At 63.5% G+C, this 16,063-nt stretch carries 13 protein-coding genes and 1 tRNA gene; 10 read left to right on the plus strand and 4 right to left on the minus strand.

The features are described from left to right. Positions 1–21 precede the first annotated feature (21 nt). Both SAC06_RS00960 and recR read left to right on the plus strand, forming a co-directional pair. Positions 22–1,983, plus strand: a complete 1,962-nt coding sequence (locus SAC06_RS00960; protein ID WP_350258355.1) for a DNA polymerase III subunit gamma and tau — start codon at positions 22–24, stop codon at positions 1,981–1,983. Continuing rightward, positions 1,984–2,577 carry a recombination mediator RecR gene (gene recR, locus SAC06_RS00965; protein ID WP_350258356.1) on the plus strand — a complete coding sequence of 198 codons (594 nt, stop codon included), beginning with the start codon at positions 1,984–1,986 and terminating at the stop codon, positions 2,575–2,577. It abuts the gene before it with no gap. A 4-nt stretch (positions 2,578–2,581) separates the two neighbouring features. Here the strand turns inward: recR and trxA are convergent, their stop codons facing one another. Both trxA and SAC06_RS00975 read right to left on the minus strand, forming a co-directional pair. Then, positions 2,582–2,953 (minus strand): thioredoxin, encoded by a 372-nt coding sequence (trxA, locus tag SAC06_RS00970; RefSeq protein ID WP_350258357.1) that lies wholly within the window; start codon positions 2,951–2,953, stop codon positions 2,582–2,584. Between the two features lie 84 nt (positions 2,954–3,037). Next, on the minus strand, positions 3,038–3,514 hold the full coding sequence (locus SAC06_RS00975; RefSeq protein WP_350258358.1) for a (deoxy)nucleoside triphosphate pyrophosphohydrolase: 477 nt from the start codon (positions 3,512–3,514) through the stop codon (positions 3,038–3,040). A gap of 122 nt (positions 3,515–3,636) precedes the next feature. Here SAC06_RS00975 and SAC06_RS00980 point away from each other — a divergent pair. The 5 genes from SAC06_RS00980 to SAC06_RS01000 all read left to right on the plus strand — a co-directional run bounded on the left by SAC06_RS00980 (position 3,637) and on the right by SAC06_RS01000 (position 9,374). Further along, positions 3,637–3,710: transfer RNA gene (locus SAC06_RS00980), tRNA-Gly, on the plus strand. 432 nt (positions 3,711–4,142) lie between these two features. Continuing rightward, positions 4,143–4,790 (plus strand): NYN domain-containing protein, encoded by a 648-nt coding sequence (locus tag SAC06_RS00985; protein WP_350259135.1) that lies wholly within the window; start codon positions 4,143–4,145, stop codon positions 4,788–4,790. Positions 4,791–5,459: 669 nt separating this feature from the next. After that, positions 5,460–6,719 (plus strand): extracellular solute-binding protein, encoded by a 1,260-nt coding sequence (locus tag SAC06_RS00990; protein ID WP_350258359.1) that lies wholly within the window; start codon positions 5,460–5,462, stop codon positions 6,717–6,719. 146 nt (positions 6,720–6,865) lie between these two features. Further along, the gene (locus SAC06_RS00995) at positions 6,866–8,455 is read left to right on the plus strand and encodes an ABC transporter permease subunit (protein ID WP_350258360.1); all 1,590 of its coding nucleotides are present in this window, start codon (positions 6,866–6,868) and stop codon (positions 8,453–8,455) included. A gap of 1 nt (position 8,456) precedes the next feature. Further along, the gene (locus SAC06_RS01000) at positions 8,457–9,374 is read left to right on the plus strand and encodes a sugar ABC transporter permease (RefSeq protein WP_350258361.1); all 918 of its coding nucleotides are present in this window, start codon (positions 8,457–8,459) and stop codon (positions 9,372–9,374) included. A 64-nt stretch (positions 9,375–9,438) separates the two neighbouring features. Here the strand turns inward: SAC06_RS01000 and SAC06_RS01005 are convergent, their stop codons facing one another. Then, positions 9,439–11,427: a heavy metal translocating P-type ATPase gene (locus SAC06_RS01005; protein WP_350258362.1), complete on the minus strand. Its 1,989-nt coding sequence runs from the start codon at positions 11,425–11,427 to the stop codon at positions 9,439–9,441. A 241-nt stretch (positions 11,428–11,668) separates the two neighbouring features. Between SAC06_RS01005 and SAC06_RS01010 the strand changes: the two genes are divergently transcribed. The 3 genes from SAC06_RS01010 (at position 11,669) to SAC06_RS01020 (ending at position 13,890) form a co-directional block, all read left to right on the plus strand. Continuing rightward, on the plus strand, positions 11,669–12,043 hold the full coding sequence (locus tag SAC06_RS01010; RefSeq protein WP_350258363.1) for a TM2 domain-containing protein: 375 nt from the start codon (positions 11,669–11,671) through the stop codon (positions 12,041–12,043). A 144-nt stretch (positions 12,044–12,187) separates the two neighbouring features. After that, complete coding sequence (gene dcd / locus SAC06_RS01015) at positions 12,188–12,811, plus strand: dCTP deaminase (RefSeq protein ID WP_350258364.1); 624 nt, start codon at positions 12,188–12,190, stop codon at positions 12,809–12,811. Further along, the gene (locus SAC06_RS01020) at positions 12,808–13,890 is read left to right on the plus strand and encodes a hypothetical protein (protein WP_350258365.1); all 1,083 of its coding nucleotides are present in this window, start codon (positions 12,808–12,810) and stop codon (positions 13,888–13,890) included. The genes dcd and SAC06_RS01020 overlap by 4 nt, the downstream gene beginning before the upstream one ends. Here the strand turns inward: SAC06_RS01020 and SAC06_RS01025 are convergent. Further along, positions 13,887–15,965 carry a (Fe-S)-binding protein gene (locus SAC06_RS01025; protein WP_350258366.1) on the minus strand — a complete coding sequence of 693 codons (2,079 nt, stop codon included), beginning with the start codon at positions 15,963–15,965 and terminating at the stop codon, positions 13,887–13,889. The genes SAC06_RS01020 and SAC06_RS01025 overlap by 4 nt on opposite strands. Positions 15,966–16,063: the final 98 nt, after the last annotated feature.

Below are 16,063 nucleotides of genomic sequence, written 5' to 3' on the forward strand. Positions count from 1 at the left end.
CGGATCAGCGAAGGGAGAATCGTGGCTGTTGCGCTGTATCGTCGATATCGTCCCGACAACTTTGATGACGTGGTGGGGCAAGATCACGTCACCGAGCTGCTGAAGAACTCTCTCGACAGTGGCAGAACCTCACATGCTTACCTTTTTTCCGGCCCCCGCGGCTGCGGAAAAACCACGTCGGCCCGAATCCTGGCTCGCTGTCTGAACTGCGCCGAGGGCCCCACCTCCACCCCGTGCGGAGTGTGCGAGTCCTGCGTTGAGCTGGCCGCTGGTGGCCCCGGCTCCCTGGATGTGGTGGAAATTGATGCCGCCTCGCACAACGGCGTGGATGATGCCCGGGAGTTGCGGGAGCGGGCGTCATTTGCCCCGACCCGGGATCGGTACAAGATCTTCATTTTGGACGAGGCGCACATGGTCACCTCGGCCGGGTTCAACGCGCTGCTGAAAATCGTGGAAGAGCCGCCCGAGCACATCAAGTTCATCTTCGCCACGACCGAGCCGGAGAAAGTTATCGGCACGATCCGGTCCCGCACCCACCACTACCCATTCCGGCTAGTGGGCCCAACGGTTCTGCTGCCCTACCTCCAGTCACTGTGTGAACGCGAGGGCATCACGGTGGAAGACGGAGTGTTGGAGCTGGTGATTCGGGCCGGCGGCGGATCGGTCCGAGACTCCCTCTCTGTGCTCGACCAGCTGATCGCTGGTTGTGGCGGCCAGTCCGTGTCCTACGCGCAGGCGACCGGGCTACTGGGTTACACCGACACCTCCCTGCTGGAGTCGATGGTGGCTGCTTTGGGGCAGGGCGATGGGGCGCGGGCGTTCCAGATTGTGGAGAACGCCGTCGATTCCGGGGTGGACGCCATCCAGTTCACCAAGGATCTGCTGCAGTTGCTGCGCGACGTCCTCATCTGCGCCCTGGTGCCCAGCCAGGCCAAAGAGGTGCTGCCGCACGTGCCGCAGGATCGCCTCACTCGGATGCTTGAGCAGGCTCAGGCCTGGGGCACCCGCGCGCTGTCGCGGCGGGCCGACCAGATTGATGAAGCTCTGCGAAACATGAGCGGAACTGCCAGCGCGCGCCTGCAGCTAGAGTTGCTGCTGGGACGGATGCTGGCCGAAGATCCTTCCGCTGAGCACGAGGCGGCCCCGGCTCCCGCGCCCGCTCCGGCTCGAACATCAGCGCCGGCCCCGGTTGAGCGAGTTGACCCCGCCTCGGTTGCGCCCGTCCAGCACAAGACTCCGGCCCCCGCCTCCGAGCGGCCCCAGGGGAACGATCGCCGGCAGGCACCCCCCGCCGCCACTCGGCCCGCGGCTCCGCCCACCCCCTCGCAGTCTGAACCTCGGCGTCCAGCCGCAGCTTCCACCGGTTCGTCGAACAAAACGTTGGCCGAACAGTGGGCGCAGGTTGGGACCATTGTCGGCCAGGTTTCCCGCGTGTTTGAAGTGGTGGTCAAGGGCACGACTCCGGTCGAACTGGACGGTGCCACCCTGCGAATCGCTCCCAGTGCCTCCGTCCGAAACCGGCTCCTGTCGGGAGGGGCCGAGCTGACTGCCATCAGCGCTGCCGTCAAGCAGGTGTTTGGCCCGGCCGTGGAAGTTGAAGTGGGCGAGGGTAAGCGCGCCACACCGTCCACTTCCCCCACCTCGACCCCGGCTCCAACGTCCGCCCCGAGCCGCCCTGATTCTCCTAGTCGGCCGACCCCACCGGTAGCGGTTGAGCCGGAGCCCGGGTTGGCCGTTGCGCCGGATCCGACCCCTGGGTCGACCCCTCAATCGGCCCCGGAGCCTACCCCTCAACCGGCCCCTCGGCCGGCCCCCGAGCTGGAGCGCGAGCCGGAGCCACCGGCTCCCCCGGCCTACGACCCGCGAGACGACGAAGTTAGCCTGCACGACCCCACCGTGGAGACCGCTCCCAACCGGGGTGTGCCCGCAATCTTGGATGTGCTTGGCGGCACGCTGATTGAAGAAATAGAAGAGGAGCGGTAAGTGTTCGAAGGTGCAGTTCAGTCCCTCATTGACGAACTGGGGACTCTGCCGGGGATCGGACCCAAGTCGGCCCAACGAATCGCCTTTTACCTGCTGGCTGAAGAAAACGAAGAGGTGGAGCGCCTGATTGGCGCCATCAAAGACGTCAAGACCAAGGTCAAGTTCTGCACCCAGTGCGGGAACGTGACCGAGAGCGAAATCTGCTCAATCTGTGCTGATCCGCGTCGGGACGAGACGGTCATCTGCGTGGTGGAGGAAGCCAAGGACATTCAGGCGCTCGAACGCACTCGCGTGTTTCGTGGGCGCTACCACGTGCTGGGTGGTGCGATTGATCCGCTGAGCGGAATCGGGCCGGATCAGCTGCGGATCCGGGAGCTCTACCGACGCTTGGCCGACTCGACCGTGACCGAGGTGATCCTCGCGACCAACCCAACAATTGAGGGCGAGGCTACCGCGACCTACATCTCGCGGCTCCTCGCCCCCCTGGAAGTCAGCATTTCCCGTCTGGCCTCCGGCCTACCCGTGGGGGGAGACCTGGAGTACGCCGACGAGGTGACTTTGGGTCGGGCCCTGGAGGGGCGCCGATCCCTGTAGCCGGCTAGACCGGGTCGCCGTTCGCGGCGGCGATGTCGGCCCGAACCTGATCCATGTCGAGTTCGCGAATCTGACGAATCAGGTCGTCCAGGGCCGGCCCCGGCAGGGCTCCGGCCTGACGGAAGATCGCAATTCCATCCCTAAAAGCCATCAGGGTCGGGATCGAAGAAATCTGCGCCCCCTGGGACAGTTCCTGCTCCGCATCGGTGTCAATCTTGCCGAACACGATGTCGGTGTTGGTCTCGGAAGCCTTTTCGTAGATCGGGCCGAACTGACGGCACGGTCCGCACCACTCCGCCCAAAAGTCCAACAGCACAATCGGATTCTCAGTAATAGTGGCTTCGAAATTTTCCTGGGTCACTTCAATGGTGCTCATTGATTCCTCCGAGCTGGTTGCCAAGTGGGCAAACTCTTTGCCTACCTTCTCTCCTCAACGCTGCCACATCCGTCAGCATTCCCGCTACTTGAATGTTGCCTTCCCCACTCGCTCAGCCAGCAGTTGAGTGACGATCGGACGGTTGGTTGGCAGCCACGGTAGGTCCAGCACGTCCTCCCACGGAACCCACCGCGCCTCCAGGTGAGAATCCCCCACTTCAGCTACCTGACCGGGAAGAATCGTTGCCCACCAGACGCGCATGGTCCGGCCCTCCAGGATCGGCCATTGCCACTGATTAGGAGCGGTCTGCACCCCGATCCCGGGCGGCGACAGTAGTTCCGCGCCCAGCGAAATGGTTGCACCCAGTTCTTCCTGAATTTCCCGAAGCAAAGCCGACTCTGGGTCTTCCCCTGGTTCCACCTTGCCGCCGGGAAGTTCAAACAGTCCCCGCAACTGGGTTGGGTAGGCGCGAGCCGTGCAGAGCAGCCGGCTGGGGTTCACCTGCGAATCGACGATGGCGGCTGCCACGACTGGGCGAAGTGGAAGGAGTCGGTCTGTCACCCTGCCAGCGTACGACGACTTCCAGGGGTGTGGTTGAGAGCTGGACCCGGCAGCAGGTGAGGGCCCGGTCGGTTTGGCCAAGGCCAGATGACTTTGGTACCCTAAGTGAGTCTTAAAGACGCGCGGGTGTAGTTCAATGGTAGAACTTCAGCTTCCCAAGCTGACAGCGCGGGTTCGATTCCCGTCACCCGCTCCACTCGACATTTCAGCAGGATTCCAGTGGTTTCTCGCCATCGGGCACGCTCCGCAAAACGGCTAAAAAACGGCTACTAGGCACATTACTAGGCACATTCCCATAGGTTGACCTGCCGGGGTCATAGCAGCGGGACTTCAAAGTACGGGTAGCCCCGAGGACCGGATCTAGAGCGAATGGTTGGGCCCACCGCCGTTGGGCCCGCGGTTCTCCTCTCTCCGCGCTGGCGAACAAGAGAGTCTGTCAACAAGTCAAAGGATTGAGTCCCGTGTGGGCCGGATGTTGCGAAATAGTAACGAGAGTGAGCGGTTCCATCTACCCTGTGCGACTGGGGCTGCTACAATAAAGACATAACTCCCCGCCCTCCACTGAACAAGTGGGCTGGCGGGGTTTCTTCTGCGAGGAGGCAGAATGCCCCGACGGATGATAGTCGTGATGGACTACGAGAACGTGTTGAGGACGGGGCACTCGATTTTTGCTGCGGACAGGAAGTTGACCGACTGTACTATCGACCCATTTCGATACGCCAGTCAGATTGCCCGCATCAAGAACAAGGGGCTTTCTCTCACAGATTCGGACCGTGTGGAGGTAACGCGAGTAGAGGTTTATCGAGGTTGGCCGGATAGCAGGGCAAATCCCAAGGGTAACAGCTTGAACACGCGTCAAAAGGAGTCTTGGACGCGCGGGCATCAGGGGGTCGTTGATGTCACCCTTCGCCCTTTGCGGAAGGTGCCCCGGTCGAACAAGTGGCAGGAAAAAGGGGTAGATGTGCTTTGCGCGCTCGCATTGGTGGGGGCCAGCCGGAGCCACCAGTTCGAAGTGGTTGTGTTGGCATCACGCGACTCGGATCTAGGCCCAGCTATCGACGAAGCGTTTCGGGAGCGGGACCCCGGAGTCGAAGTTGGTGCGGCGAAATGGTACGACCCGGATGTGAAGGAGTCACGGGGTTTCCTGCCAGCAGAGCGATCCTTCCCCACGGTGAATCTCTGGCGGTCAGAGTACGAGGCATCTTTGGATCCAACACCATACATGACTCGCAAAGAGAGGCGACAGAAACAGAGGGAGAACGAAACATCGGGTTGAAGGCAAGGCTTGTTCACCTTGCTCGCCCGTTTCGAGTTTGGGTAGCAATCAGCGTCGATGGTTGCTGCAAGACAGCGGCACCGGGGCGGCTTCGGGTATCCCTGCCTTTGACGACTGCTCCCCTCGTCGCATATCCAAAGCAGAGTGCTCGCGCCAGCAATGGCAATGAGTTGGGACTCCGTTCGGAACCAGGGGCCGACTCCTTCTACCTAATCCGTGCCACCGGTGACGAGTCGAGCACTACTCGTGCAGCTGAACCAACCTTGGTTGAGAACTTGGTACCCCGCTGAATTCCCTGCAACAACCCCGCGATCCCCAGCTTCCCACCCCGCCAACCGTATGTCTGACGTAGCAATACAACGCAATAGCTCGTACCATGTTAACAAAGGTTTCTCAAAAGTTATTACGAACTGGTTTTCGGCTCACCTTCAGGCGATTCTCAGCATCGAGCCAAACGTCTCAGAGCGGGTCGAGGCCGGTAACAGTTTGGCTGCGAACCGCCAACAACAAGCCCAGATCAGTACCAAATCTGGCGTTTTGATTTAGAATCGTCTGGTCACTAATGACAGGTGTTACAGCACTTACCGCTCTGACGGCGATAGTTAAAAAATGCGCTATCACAGTCGGGGGCGGACTGTCTCATATTAGAAAAGTGAAAGGGAAGAAAGAATGCGTAAATCTGCATGGTTCGCGGTTGCGGCCGCGGCAGCGCTGGGATTGGCGGGTTGCTCCAGCGGAGGTACCGACGAAGCTCCCTCCGCGGACGATTCCGCTCAGTCTGCTCCGTCGGCGTCCGAGTCGACTGACTCCATCACCGTTTGGGTAGATGAGACCCGCCAGGGTCCGGTGTCAGAGGCAGCCAAGAAGTTCACCGAAGAGACCGGCACCAAGGTCGATCTGGTCCTGAAAAACTTCGATGACATTCGTGCTGACTTCACCGCCCAGGTTCCGACCGGCGAGGGCCCGGATATCACCGTGGGCGCCAACGACTGGGTTGGCGAGTTCACCGCCAACGGTGTGGTGGCCCCGGTTGAGCTCGGCGACAAGGCCGGTGACTTCCAGGAATCCGCCATTCAGGCCTTCACCTATAACGGTCAGGTCTACGCGGTGCCCTACGCCATCGAGAACATTGCCCTGATCCGGAACACGGATCTGGCCCCCGAAGCTCCCGCCACCTGGGACGACATGATGGCGGCAGCGGACGCGGCCGGCGCCAAGTACAAGTTCCTGATTCAGATGAACGGGGAAGAGGGCGACCCCTACACCTTCTACCCGCTCCAGACCTCCTTCGGCTCGACCGTGTTCAAGCAGTCTGACGACGGCTCCTACACCCCCGATCTGAACCTGGCCGAGGGCGGCGCCGAGTACGCCCAGTTCCTCGCCGACAACGGCCCCAAGGGTACCGACGTCTTCAACCAGGACCGCACCTACGACATCGTGGTGGACGCGTTCTCCAAGGGTGAGTCTCCGTTCCTGATTGGCGGCCCCTGGATGCTCGACGCAATCAACCAGGGTGGCATCAACGTGGCCATTGATCCGGTTCCTTCCGCGGGCGGTCAGGAAGCGCGTCCGTTCGCCGGGGTGCAGGGCTTCTACCTGAGCGCGAAGGCGCAGAACCCGCTGCTGGCCACCAACTTCCTCACCAACTACATGGCCACCGAGGACGCCCAGTACGCCCTGTACGAGGCGGGCGGTCGGCCCCCGGCGCTGAAGGCTGCCGCGGACAAGGCGGCGCAGGATCCGATCACCGCCGGCTTCATGAAGGCGGGCGAGAACGCCCTGCCGATGCCCTCGATTCCGGAGATGGCTTCCGTCTGGACCCCGTGGGGTCGCACCGAAGCTGCCATCATCTCCGGGGCGGAAGCCGATCCGGCTGCCGCTTGGGAACGGATGATTGGCGACATTCAGAAGGCGATTGACGGCAACTAGGACCTAGCTGCCAGCTAATCAAAAGGTGGGGGGCCGGGGATTCCCAGGTCCCCCACCAAGTCTCATCCGAACAGTCACAAAGTTGTGAGTCCAAAAAAGTGAGGGAATCGATGGGGAGCACCTCAAATTCGAAAACACGGGCTTCTGTGTCACCGGGCGACGGGGAGTCGCCGGACGGGAAGAAGCCCCGGCGCACGATCAACCTGGCCGAGTGGGGGCCGGGCTACTTCGTCAAACTCGTGCTGATGGCCCTGGTGAATGCCTTCGGGGTTTACCTGCTGATCGCCTCGTTCAACGCCAAATCCTGGGGCCTATTTGCCGCGGTCCTGGTGTTGGTGGCCCTGGCAGACTGGGTCTACTTCGCGCGGAAAACCCTGCCACTCAAGTACATTCTGCCCGGCTTGGCCTTCCTGTTGGCCTTCCAGATTTACACCATTTTCTTCACCGTCTACGTTTCCTTCACCAACTACGGCGACGGCCATAACTCCACCAAGGGTGCAGCCATTTCGGCTCTGCTCCAGCAAAACGAGAAGCGGGTGGAGGGCTCAGCGGCCTACCCCGTCACCGTGGTGGAGAAAGGCAGCGACCTGGGGCTGGCCATCGTCACCGATGACGGGGTCCTGGCCGGCACCGCTGAGCATCCGCTGGAACAGCAGCCCGACGCCGTGGTCGAGGGAAACCGCGTCACCGAACTGCCGGGTTGGCAGGTGCTCACCACCCAGGAAATGTCCCGCCAGCAGCAGGCGATCTTTGACCTGCGGGTTCCCTACACGGACGATCCCGAAGACGGTTCGATTCGAACCACCGATGCGTTCAACGCCTTTGTTTTCCGGCCCATTCTGGAATACGACGAGGCGGCCGACACCATGACCAACGTGGAGACGGGCGTGGTCTACCACGCGAGTGATCGCGGCCAGTTTGTCGATGACCAGGGCAACGCGCTCACCGTCGGCTGGCGGGTGGGGGTCGGTTTTGAGAACTACACCAAGGCGTTTGGCGACTCCCGTTATGCCGGCCCGTTCTACTCCATTTTGTGGTGGACCTTTGCGCAGGCATTCCTCTCGGTGGCCTTCACCTTCCTGTTAGGTCTGTTCCTCGCGGTCACCTTCAACCGAAAGATCCGGGGCCAAAAGATCTACCGAGTGATGATGATCCTGCCGTACGCGATTCCAGCGTTCATTTCGGCGCTGATCTTTGCCGGCATGTTCAACCGCTCCTACGGGTTCATCAACCAGGTGCTGCTGGGGGGCGCGGACATTCCGTGGCTGCAAAATGCCTGGCTGGCGAAGCTGGCGGTGCTCCTGGTCAACCTCTGGCTCGGGTTCCCGTACATGTTCCTGGTCACCACCGGTGCGTTGCAGTCGGTTCCCTCCGAGTTGGAGGAGGCGGCCAAGATTGACGGCGCCGGTCCGGCTCGGCAGTGGTGGTCAATCAAGTTCCCCCTGGTGTTCATTGCCACCGCCCCGCTGCTGATCTCTTCCTTTGCCTTCAACTTCAACAACTTTTCACTCATCTACATGCTGACCGGGGGTGGACCGTCCTTCGGGGACCCACTGATTCCACTGGGTCACACGGACATTCTGATCACCATGGTGTACAAGATTTCGGGAATCGATGGGGGAGCCGCCAAGGACTACGGCCTGGCGTCGGCGCTCTCAATTCTGATCTTCGTCATCGTCGGCACCATCTCGGCGATCTCGTTCCGCCAGACCCGCAAGCTTGAGGAGATTATGTGACATGAGCGCGCAAACATTATCTCAACCCAACGTGGGCTCGGGGCAGACCCCGGAGCCGCCGCAGAACCGTCGGTCGTTTGGCCGCTGGGCACGGGACAAGGGCTGGCGACACCTGGTTGGCATCGTGATGTCGATCGTGGCCCTGACCCCGATCATCTACATCATCTCAGCCTCGCTCAACGTGAACGGCACCCTGACCGGGTCGAACGAACTGTTCTCCACGGTGAGCCCGACCAACTACCAGGCACTGAACGCAACCATGTTCTGGAAGTGGGTCGGCAACACCCTGGTGATCGCCTCGGTTACCTCAATCGGTACGGTGCTGATGGCGGCCGCGGCTGCCTACGCCTTCTCCCGGTTCCGGTTCAAGGGTCGCCGCCTCGGCCTGACTTCCCTCCTCATCATCCAGATGTTCCCGCAGATGCTGGCATTCGTGGCCATCTTCCTGCTGCTGCTCAACCTGGGGAATGTGGTTCCGATTCTGGGGTTGAACTCGACCCTCGCCCTGATTGCGGTCTACCTGGGCGGCGCGCTGGGGGTGAACACCTTCCTGCTGTACGGCTTCTTCAACTCGATTCCGAAGGAACTGGATGAGGCCGCCATGATCGACGGAGCCTCCCACGCGCAGATCTACTGGACCATTGTGCTCAGGCTCGCGTCCCCGATTCTGGCGGTGGTGGCGCTGCTCAGTTTCATCTCCACGTTTGGCGACTTCGTCATCGCCAGGGTGATCCTGCAATCAGAGTCGAACTGGACGGTGGCGATCGGCCTCTACTCCTGGGTTTCCAGCCGGTTGGACGCCAACTGGGGACAGTTTGCCGCCGGGGCCATCATCGCCACCATCCCGGTGCTGGTTCTGTTCCTGTTCCTGCAAAAGTACATTGTCGGTGGCCTGACCGCCGGCTCAGTCAAGGGCTAGCTGGCCCCGCTGGCCCAGTTGGCCGCCCTGGGCCGCCAACTGGGCCACCTTGGACAGCTGCGCCTCACCCGTTGGAGTCGGGCCGCTGACCGGAGATTGACATTCCGGTTGGCGGCTCGACTTCTGCTCGTTTGGCGGAGGAGGGGAGGCCGACCGGCACCTGGGAACCGCCCTCCGGCAGGACGGGTGCCCGCCCGGTCAGAGCCCGCAGTGAGTAGACGATGGCGACCAGGTCCAGGACTTCCTGCAGCAGCGCGCCCACCACCGCGGGAATTGCGCCGGTGGTGGCCACCAGCATCAGGGCAACCGACAGCGAGATTCCCAGCCAAATCGAGGTGAGCGCCACCCGGACGGTGTCGCGGGAAATAGCCACCAGCGTGACCACCGGGCGGAGCGAATCCTGCAGGATGACTACGTCGGCCGCCTCGCCCGCCGCGGTGGAGCCGCGGGCCCCCATCGCCACCCCCAGGTCGGCGGCAGCCAACACCGGTGCATCGTTGACACCGTCCCCGACCATCATCGTGGGTTTGGGGGACAGGGTCCGAACCACCTCAACCTTGTCGGCCGGGCGCATCGAGGCGTGCACCTGGGTGATTCCCACCAGCTTCGCCACCTCCTGCGCGGTCCCGGCACTGTCCCCGGTGACCATGGTGATCTCCGGGACGCCGTGATCCCCCAGCCACTGCACCACGGCGCGGCTCTCGTCGCGAATGTGGTCGGCCAGGATCAGCGCACCAAGGTAGCGGGAGCCCTCGGCGACGTACACTGCTACCTGGCCTGGCTCCAACTGGGCCCGCTTTGCCGAGGGGGCCACCGCCTGAATGTAGGAGTACCGGCCGACTCGAACCGGGTCACCCCCGAAGTCGGCTTCCACGCCCTGCCCGGTGTCCTCGCTGGCGTGCGCCGCGTTTTCCAGGGTGAGGCCCGCCGAAGTGGCCCCGGCCCGAATCCCGCTGGCCAGCACGTGGCTGGAGTACTGTTCGGCGCTGGCGGCCAACTGGGTCAGACGCTCAGAACTGCTGCCGGGCTCGGGCCGGGCTTCCACCAGCACCGGCTCCCCGTCGGTGAGGGTGCCGGTCTTGTCGAAGGCGATTGACTTGACCTTGGCGGCCTGCTCGAGAGCGGCCCCGCCTTTGACGATGATGCCGTTTTTGGCCGAGCGGGACATCCCGCCCATGAAGGCCACCGGGGCGGCGATCAGGAGCGGGCAGGGAGTGGCCAGCACCAGCACCTCGACGAAGCGGACCGGCTCCCCGCTGACGATCCACGCCACCCCGCCGATCAGCAGCGCCACCACGGTAAACGGCACGGCAAAACGATCGGCGAGGCGGACGGTGGGAGCCTTGGCATTCTCAGCTTCCTGGACCAGGCGGATGATCTGCTGATATTGGGAATCCGCGCTGCGTTTGAGTGCCCGCACTCGAACCGCCTGCGAGCCGTTGACCGCACCGGAGGGCAACTCGTCCCCGCTGACGACGCTGACGGGCAGGCTCTCCCCGGTCAAAGAGGATTCGTCAAACGAGCCGGTGGGGCTCAGCAGAATACAGTCGACCGGAACGATTTCCCCGGGCAGGACCAGCAGCAGGTCCCCAACCTGAACGGACTCGGCCTCAATGTCGCGCACGTCGGTGTCCGACCAGTCACCGGAACTGTCCGCATTGGTCTCCCCGGCTCGGGCCAGCAAATGCGCGCTGGTTGGGGTCCGGTCCAGCAGGGCTGTCAGCTCGCGCTGGGCCCGATTGGCGGCGTAGTCCTCCAGCGCCTCGCCGCCGGAAAGCATCAATACCACAATGATTGAAGCCCAGTACTCGCCTACCAAAAGTGTTGAAACAATCGCCAGTAGAGCCAGGATGTCCAGGCCAAAGTGGCCGCGGATGATATCTCGGATCATTCCCACCGCGGTCCAGAGAGCGAATGCACCAGAGAAAGCGCTGATCAGCGCGTGAGCGATCGCGGTTTGCTCGGAGGCATTCAGAACTAGACCGACGATCAGGACGGCCAGTGCCATCGCGACCACCGGGTACTGTCGGAGGAAGGACCAGACTTTTTGCATAGCTCTACCATGGTGGGTTTGGAGCAGGATTTCAACGAAGGTTAGGCGATGCTTCCCTGCCGTTGGGACCTTGGACCCACCCGGTGGGGAACCCTGATTTTTCCCGGATAAGTGCATATTGGCTGAATATCAGTTTGCCGCCGTGGGATGCTGTCCATTCGAGGACAGAACATTTATCATCGGCAAGTCAAGCTGTCGGTCCAAGCGGCAGCTGACCCCCCACAGCGCGAAAGGTTTCCTCATGGCGTACCAGACTGAACCGCAATATCCGCAGCAACCGGACAGCGGGTACTACACCACGGTTCCCCCCAAATCATTTGTCGTAACCTGGCTGTTTGCGTGGCTGCTCGGGACCTTCGGGGTGGATCGTTTCTACCTGGGCAAAATCGGCACCGGCGTCTTGAAGCTGCTGACCGGGGGTGGATTCGGAATCTGGACGCTGGTCGACGTCCTGATCACCCTGTTCGGCGGGCAAACCGACAAGTGGGGCCGCCCGCTGGTGGGTTATGAGGAGAACAAGACCATGGCGTGGATCATCACCCTGGTCTTCCTGTTCGGCGGCGTAGTGCTCGCCATCGTGACCGGGGTCCTCAGCGCAATTTTCAGCTCTTTCTAGGCGATCCCGGCTCGGACCCGGATGGGAGCCGAGCCGGTTTTTGCCCGCCCTTCGGGGCTCTTTCCTCGCTGCTGGGTGAAGTCGGGTTCAAATTGTGGCTGAACCCCGACTTCACCCAGGGCGTTCTCATGGAAAGATAGGCTTATGCTGCTAAGTGACCGCGATATTCGGCGCGGAATTGAGGCCGGACGCATTGACCTCGATCCGCTTGACCTGGACCTGATTCAGCCCGCGTCCATCGACGTCCGCCTGGATCGTTACTTCCGCCTGTTCGACAATCACCGCTACCCGGTGATCGACCCGGCGCAAGAGCAGCCGGGACTGACGCGCGAGGTGGTGGCCACCGGGGAGCCGTTCGTCCTGCACCCGGGCGAGTTTGTCCTGGGTTCCACCTACGAGCGGGTGACGCTGGGCGATGACATTGCCGCCCGGCTGGAGGGGAAGTCCTCCCTCGGCCGGCTCGGCCTGCTCACGCACTCCACCGCCGGTTTCATCGATCCGGGCTTTTCCGGCCACGTCACCCTGGAGCTTTCCAACACGGCCACGATGCCGATTCTGCTGCACCCGGGGATGAAGATTGGCCAGCTCTGCTTCTTCGACCTGTCCAGTCCGGCCGAGCATCCCTACGGCTCCGCCCAACTCGGATCCCACTATCAGGGTCAACGCGGCCCGACCCCGTCCCGCTCCTACCTGCGCTTTGAGCTGACGGTCCTGGATGAGGACGAGTTGGAGGCGCCGCCGCCAACCGAGCAGGACCGGGCAAAATGACGGCGGCCAACCCGGAGCGGCGCTCAATCTGGGAGCGGCTGGCAGAAAAGAAGGGCGAGGTGCACCCCCTCGCCGACATTGACCTTGCGCCCCTGGATGAGTCGACCTCCACCTTCCGGATCGAGCACACGGGTCAGCTGGTGCTGGACGACTCGGCCGCCTCCATTGCCGCCCCGGTGGACGCCAACCAGCCCCTCGGCGAGTTGGACGCGGTCACCGCGGCTGCCTACCACCTGCTGGTGCTGCCCCCGGGCCGGCGCGGGGAGGAAGTTGAAGCGTTGGCAATTTCCGTTTGGAACGAGGCGGGGTGGATTAACCCGGGCGTCCTGCACCTAACCGAGGGGGTCACCCTGGAGGGGCCCTGGCAGGTGAGCGAGGCGACCCACCTGGACCTGGGTTTGCAGGGGGACAACGAGTCGGTTTGGCTGCTGCGCTGCCAGCCGGTTCGCGGCGCCGCCCCGACCGAGGAAGTCATGGCTCGGGAAGAGCTGGCCCGCGCTTTTCCCGCCGGGATGCCGGTCGGGGTGGAGCTGGGTGCCCTCTCGGTCCTGCGCCGGGTCGCTCGGCGCCTGGGCGGACAGCTGCGGATCGCGGGTTCCGGTCAGGTGCTGGTGCCCGATCCGGGCAGCGCGGTCAACCTGCGGGTCTACACCGCGGAGCCGGCCGGGCAGGACGAGGTCCTGGCCGCTCTGTCAGAGCGGTTTCCCGAGGTGGAGTTGGTGACGCCGGCCCTCGAGGGCCAGGGTCCCAGCCCCTACGCACTCCTGATCAAGGTGGGGGCCGCCTCCCAGGTGCTGGTGGGCCTGCGTCTGGTCACCCAGATCCCGCGCGCCCTCCGGTGGGAAAGCTGGGTGCGCCAGGACGTGTTTGTTTACGAGGTGAACTGGGCCAACCTGATTCAGCAAACCCTGCCGAACGGGCAGCTGACCCGGGTCGGCCGGCGCGAACGGGCCCTGGTCTCAGCGGCGATTTCGGGCGCCGCGGCCACGCTGGCCTCCCTCATGCGCGATGTCGCCGTGGTGGACGAAGACGATTTCCTGGTGGCGTTGGACGAGTTGGAGTCGCCAACCGAAAACTAGGCCTGGTCCTGGGCTTGGCTTCGGTGGACCCCTTCCAGCAGCAGCATCGCCACGTCCTTCACCTCCGGGGCGGGAACCCCGGTGACCGAGGCGCTGGCGGAGTCAAACATCTGCGTGCAGAACGGGCAGGCGGTGGCGACGGTGGTGGCGCCGGTGTCGGCGGCCTCCTGCAGCCGGTTGGTGGCGATGCGAGTCCCGCGGGTCTCCTCCATCCAAGCCCGGGCTCCGCCGGCCCCGCAGCAGAACGAGTTCTCTCCTGACCGCGGCATTTCGATTACCGGCAGCATGGAACCGAGCAGTTCCCGCGGGGCAGAGAAGACCCGATTGTGGCGCCCGAGGAAACACGGGTCGTGGTAGGTGATCCGCTGACCCTCCGGGGGCGCGGTGGGGGTGAGGGCGCCCTCCCGGACCAACCGGTTCAGCAACTGCGTGTGGTGAATGACCTCGTAGTGCCCACCCATCTCCGGGTACTCATTCGCGATCGTGTTGAAACAGTGGGCGCAGGTGACCACAATCCGCTGGGCCTTCGCCTCGTTCAAAGTGTCAATTGCCGCCTCGGCCAACAGCTGGAACAGCACCTCGTTGCCCGCGCGTCGGGCCGGATCCCCGGTGCAGGATTCCCCCGACCCGAGGACGGCAAAACTGACCCCGGCCGTGTGCAGCAGTTCGGCCACCGCCGCGGTGGTCTTCTTGGCCCGGTCGTCGTAGGCTCCGGCGCAGCCAACCCAGAACAGGTACTCCACCTCGGTAGCGTCCTCCAGGTCCTCGCCGATCACGGGCACGTCGAATGCCAGGTCCTTGGCCCAGTCCAGCCGTTTCTTGGCCGGCAGGCCGTACGGGTTACCCTTCGTTTCCATTCCCTTGAAGGGTCGGCGCAACTCGCGCGGGAAGGCCGATTCCATCAGCACCTGGAACCGGCGCAGGTTGGCGATCCGGTCCACGTGCTCGATGTCGACCGGGCACTGCTCGACGCAGGCACCGCACATGGTGCAATCCCAAATCATGTCGGGGCCCAGCACGTCCGGGACCAACTGGTCGCCGTCGGTCTGCGACACTCCCGCCGCCAGCAGCGCCCCCAGGATGTCCCCCGAATGCGTCTGCGCAGCCCGATCCCGCACCGCCAGGGTCAACAGTTTCGGCGACAGGGGCTTCTGGGTGTTCCACGCCGGGCAGACGTCCTGGCAGCGGCCGCACTCGGTGCAGGAGAGCACGTCGAGGCGGTCCTTCCAGGTCAGGTCGTCCACGGTTCCGAGCCCCAGGTGGTCTTCGTCCAGTTCCCCGTCAACGGTTGGAATCGGGGCGAGCGCGCCCAGGGACTTCGACAGGTCGTCCTCCCGGCTGGTCATCAGGTTCAGCGGGGCCAGGAATCGGTGCCAGGAAACCCCCATGGAGACCTGGAGGCCAACCACGATCATCCAGGCCATCGAGACGACGATCTTCCCGGTGGAGACCAGCACGATCAGGCTGGCCCGAGTGCTGGGGGACAGGTCTGCGAAGCCGGAACCGAGCCACGCGGTCAACGGGAAATGGAAGGTGTCGCCCCGGGCCTGCAACCCGTGCAGGATCAGCACGGCCAGGCACACGAGCAGGATGACCCACTCGACGAAGTGGGCCTGCCAGCGGGTGGAGCCAAAGAAGCGGGAGGTGCGTTCGCTGGAGCCGGTCCGGAGCCGGACCAGCATCAGGGCGACGATGCCCAGCAGTCCCGCCCAGGCAAAGAACTCGGTCAGCCAGTTCCACGGGGCCCAGGTGCCAAAGAACGGTAGGACCGAGTCTGGTCGCCACACCTGCAGGTACGAGGTCACGAGGGTCACGACCAGCACCACGAAGGAGACCATCACCAGCCAGTGGGCGGCCCGCACCAACGGGCGACCGCGGAAAGTCTGGTGGCTCAGCGTCTGCCAGAGGGCCCGCCCGGCCCGGCCCCACGGGTGGTGCCAGCGGCCCGACTCCGGTTGCCCCGCGGTGATGATTCCAACGATCTGCCCGACGCCTCGCCCAAAGAACCACAAGCCCACCAGGGTCATGATGATTGTCAGCGCGCCCGCTGTCAGAACCATCGGGGTCGGAGCCATACCACGTACCTTTCACCGGGGAGGCGCCCCGGACAAGTGCTGGGCGCGGGCCACTCCAGGTTACCCCGCCCGACCTGCGACGTCACGAACCTTTACAA

Source organism: Scrofimicrobium sp. R131, from assembly GCF_040256745.1.
GTDB classification, from domain to species: domain Bacteria; phylum Actinomycetota; class Actinomycetes; order Actinomycetales; family Actinomycetaceae; genus Scrofimicrobium; species Scrofimicrobium appendicitidis.

Excerpts from the sequence above, each read along its gene's own strand:
- SAC06_RS01020 (WP_350258365.1), top strand. The coding sequence starts at position 12,808 with ATGACGGCGGCCAACCCGGAGCGGCGCTCAATCTGGGAGCGGCTGGCA.
- SAC06_RS00985 (WP_350259135.1), top strand. The coding sequence starts at position 4,143 with ATGGACTACGAGAACGTGTTGAGGACGGGGCACTCGATTTTTGCTGCG.
- SAC06_RS01005 (WP_350258362.1), bottom strand. The coding sequence starts at position 11,427 with ATGCAAAAAGTCTGGTCCTTCCTCCGACAGTACCCGGTGGTCGCGATG.
- SAC06_RS00990 (WP_350258359.1), top strand. The coding sequence starts at position 5,460 with ATGCGTAAATCTGCATGGTTCGCGGTTGCGGCCGCGGCAGCGCTGGGA.
- SAC06_RS01000 (WP_350258361.1), top strand. The coding sequence starts at position 8,457 with ATGAGCGCGCAAACATTATCTCAACCCAACGTGGGCTCGGGGCAGACC.
- trxA (WP_350258357.1), bottom strand. The coding sequence starts at position 2,953 with ATGAGCACCATTGAAGTGACCCAGGAAAATTTCGAAGCCACTATTACT.
- SAC06_RS01025 (WP_350258366.1), bottom strand. The coding sequence starts at position 15,965 with ATGGCTCCGACCCCGATGGTTCTGACAGCGGGCGCGCTGACAATCATC.
- SAC06_RS01010 (WP_350258363.1), top strand. The coding sequence starts at position 11,669 with ATGGCGTACCAGACTGAACCGCAATATCCGCAGCAACCGGACAGCGGG.
- dcd (WP_350258364.1), top strand. The coding sequence starts at position 12,188 with ATGCTGCTAAGTGACCGCGATATTCGGCGCGGAATTGAGGCCGGACGC.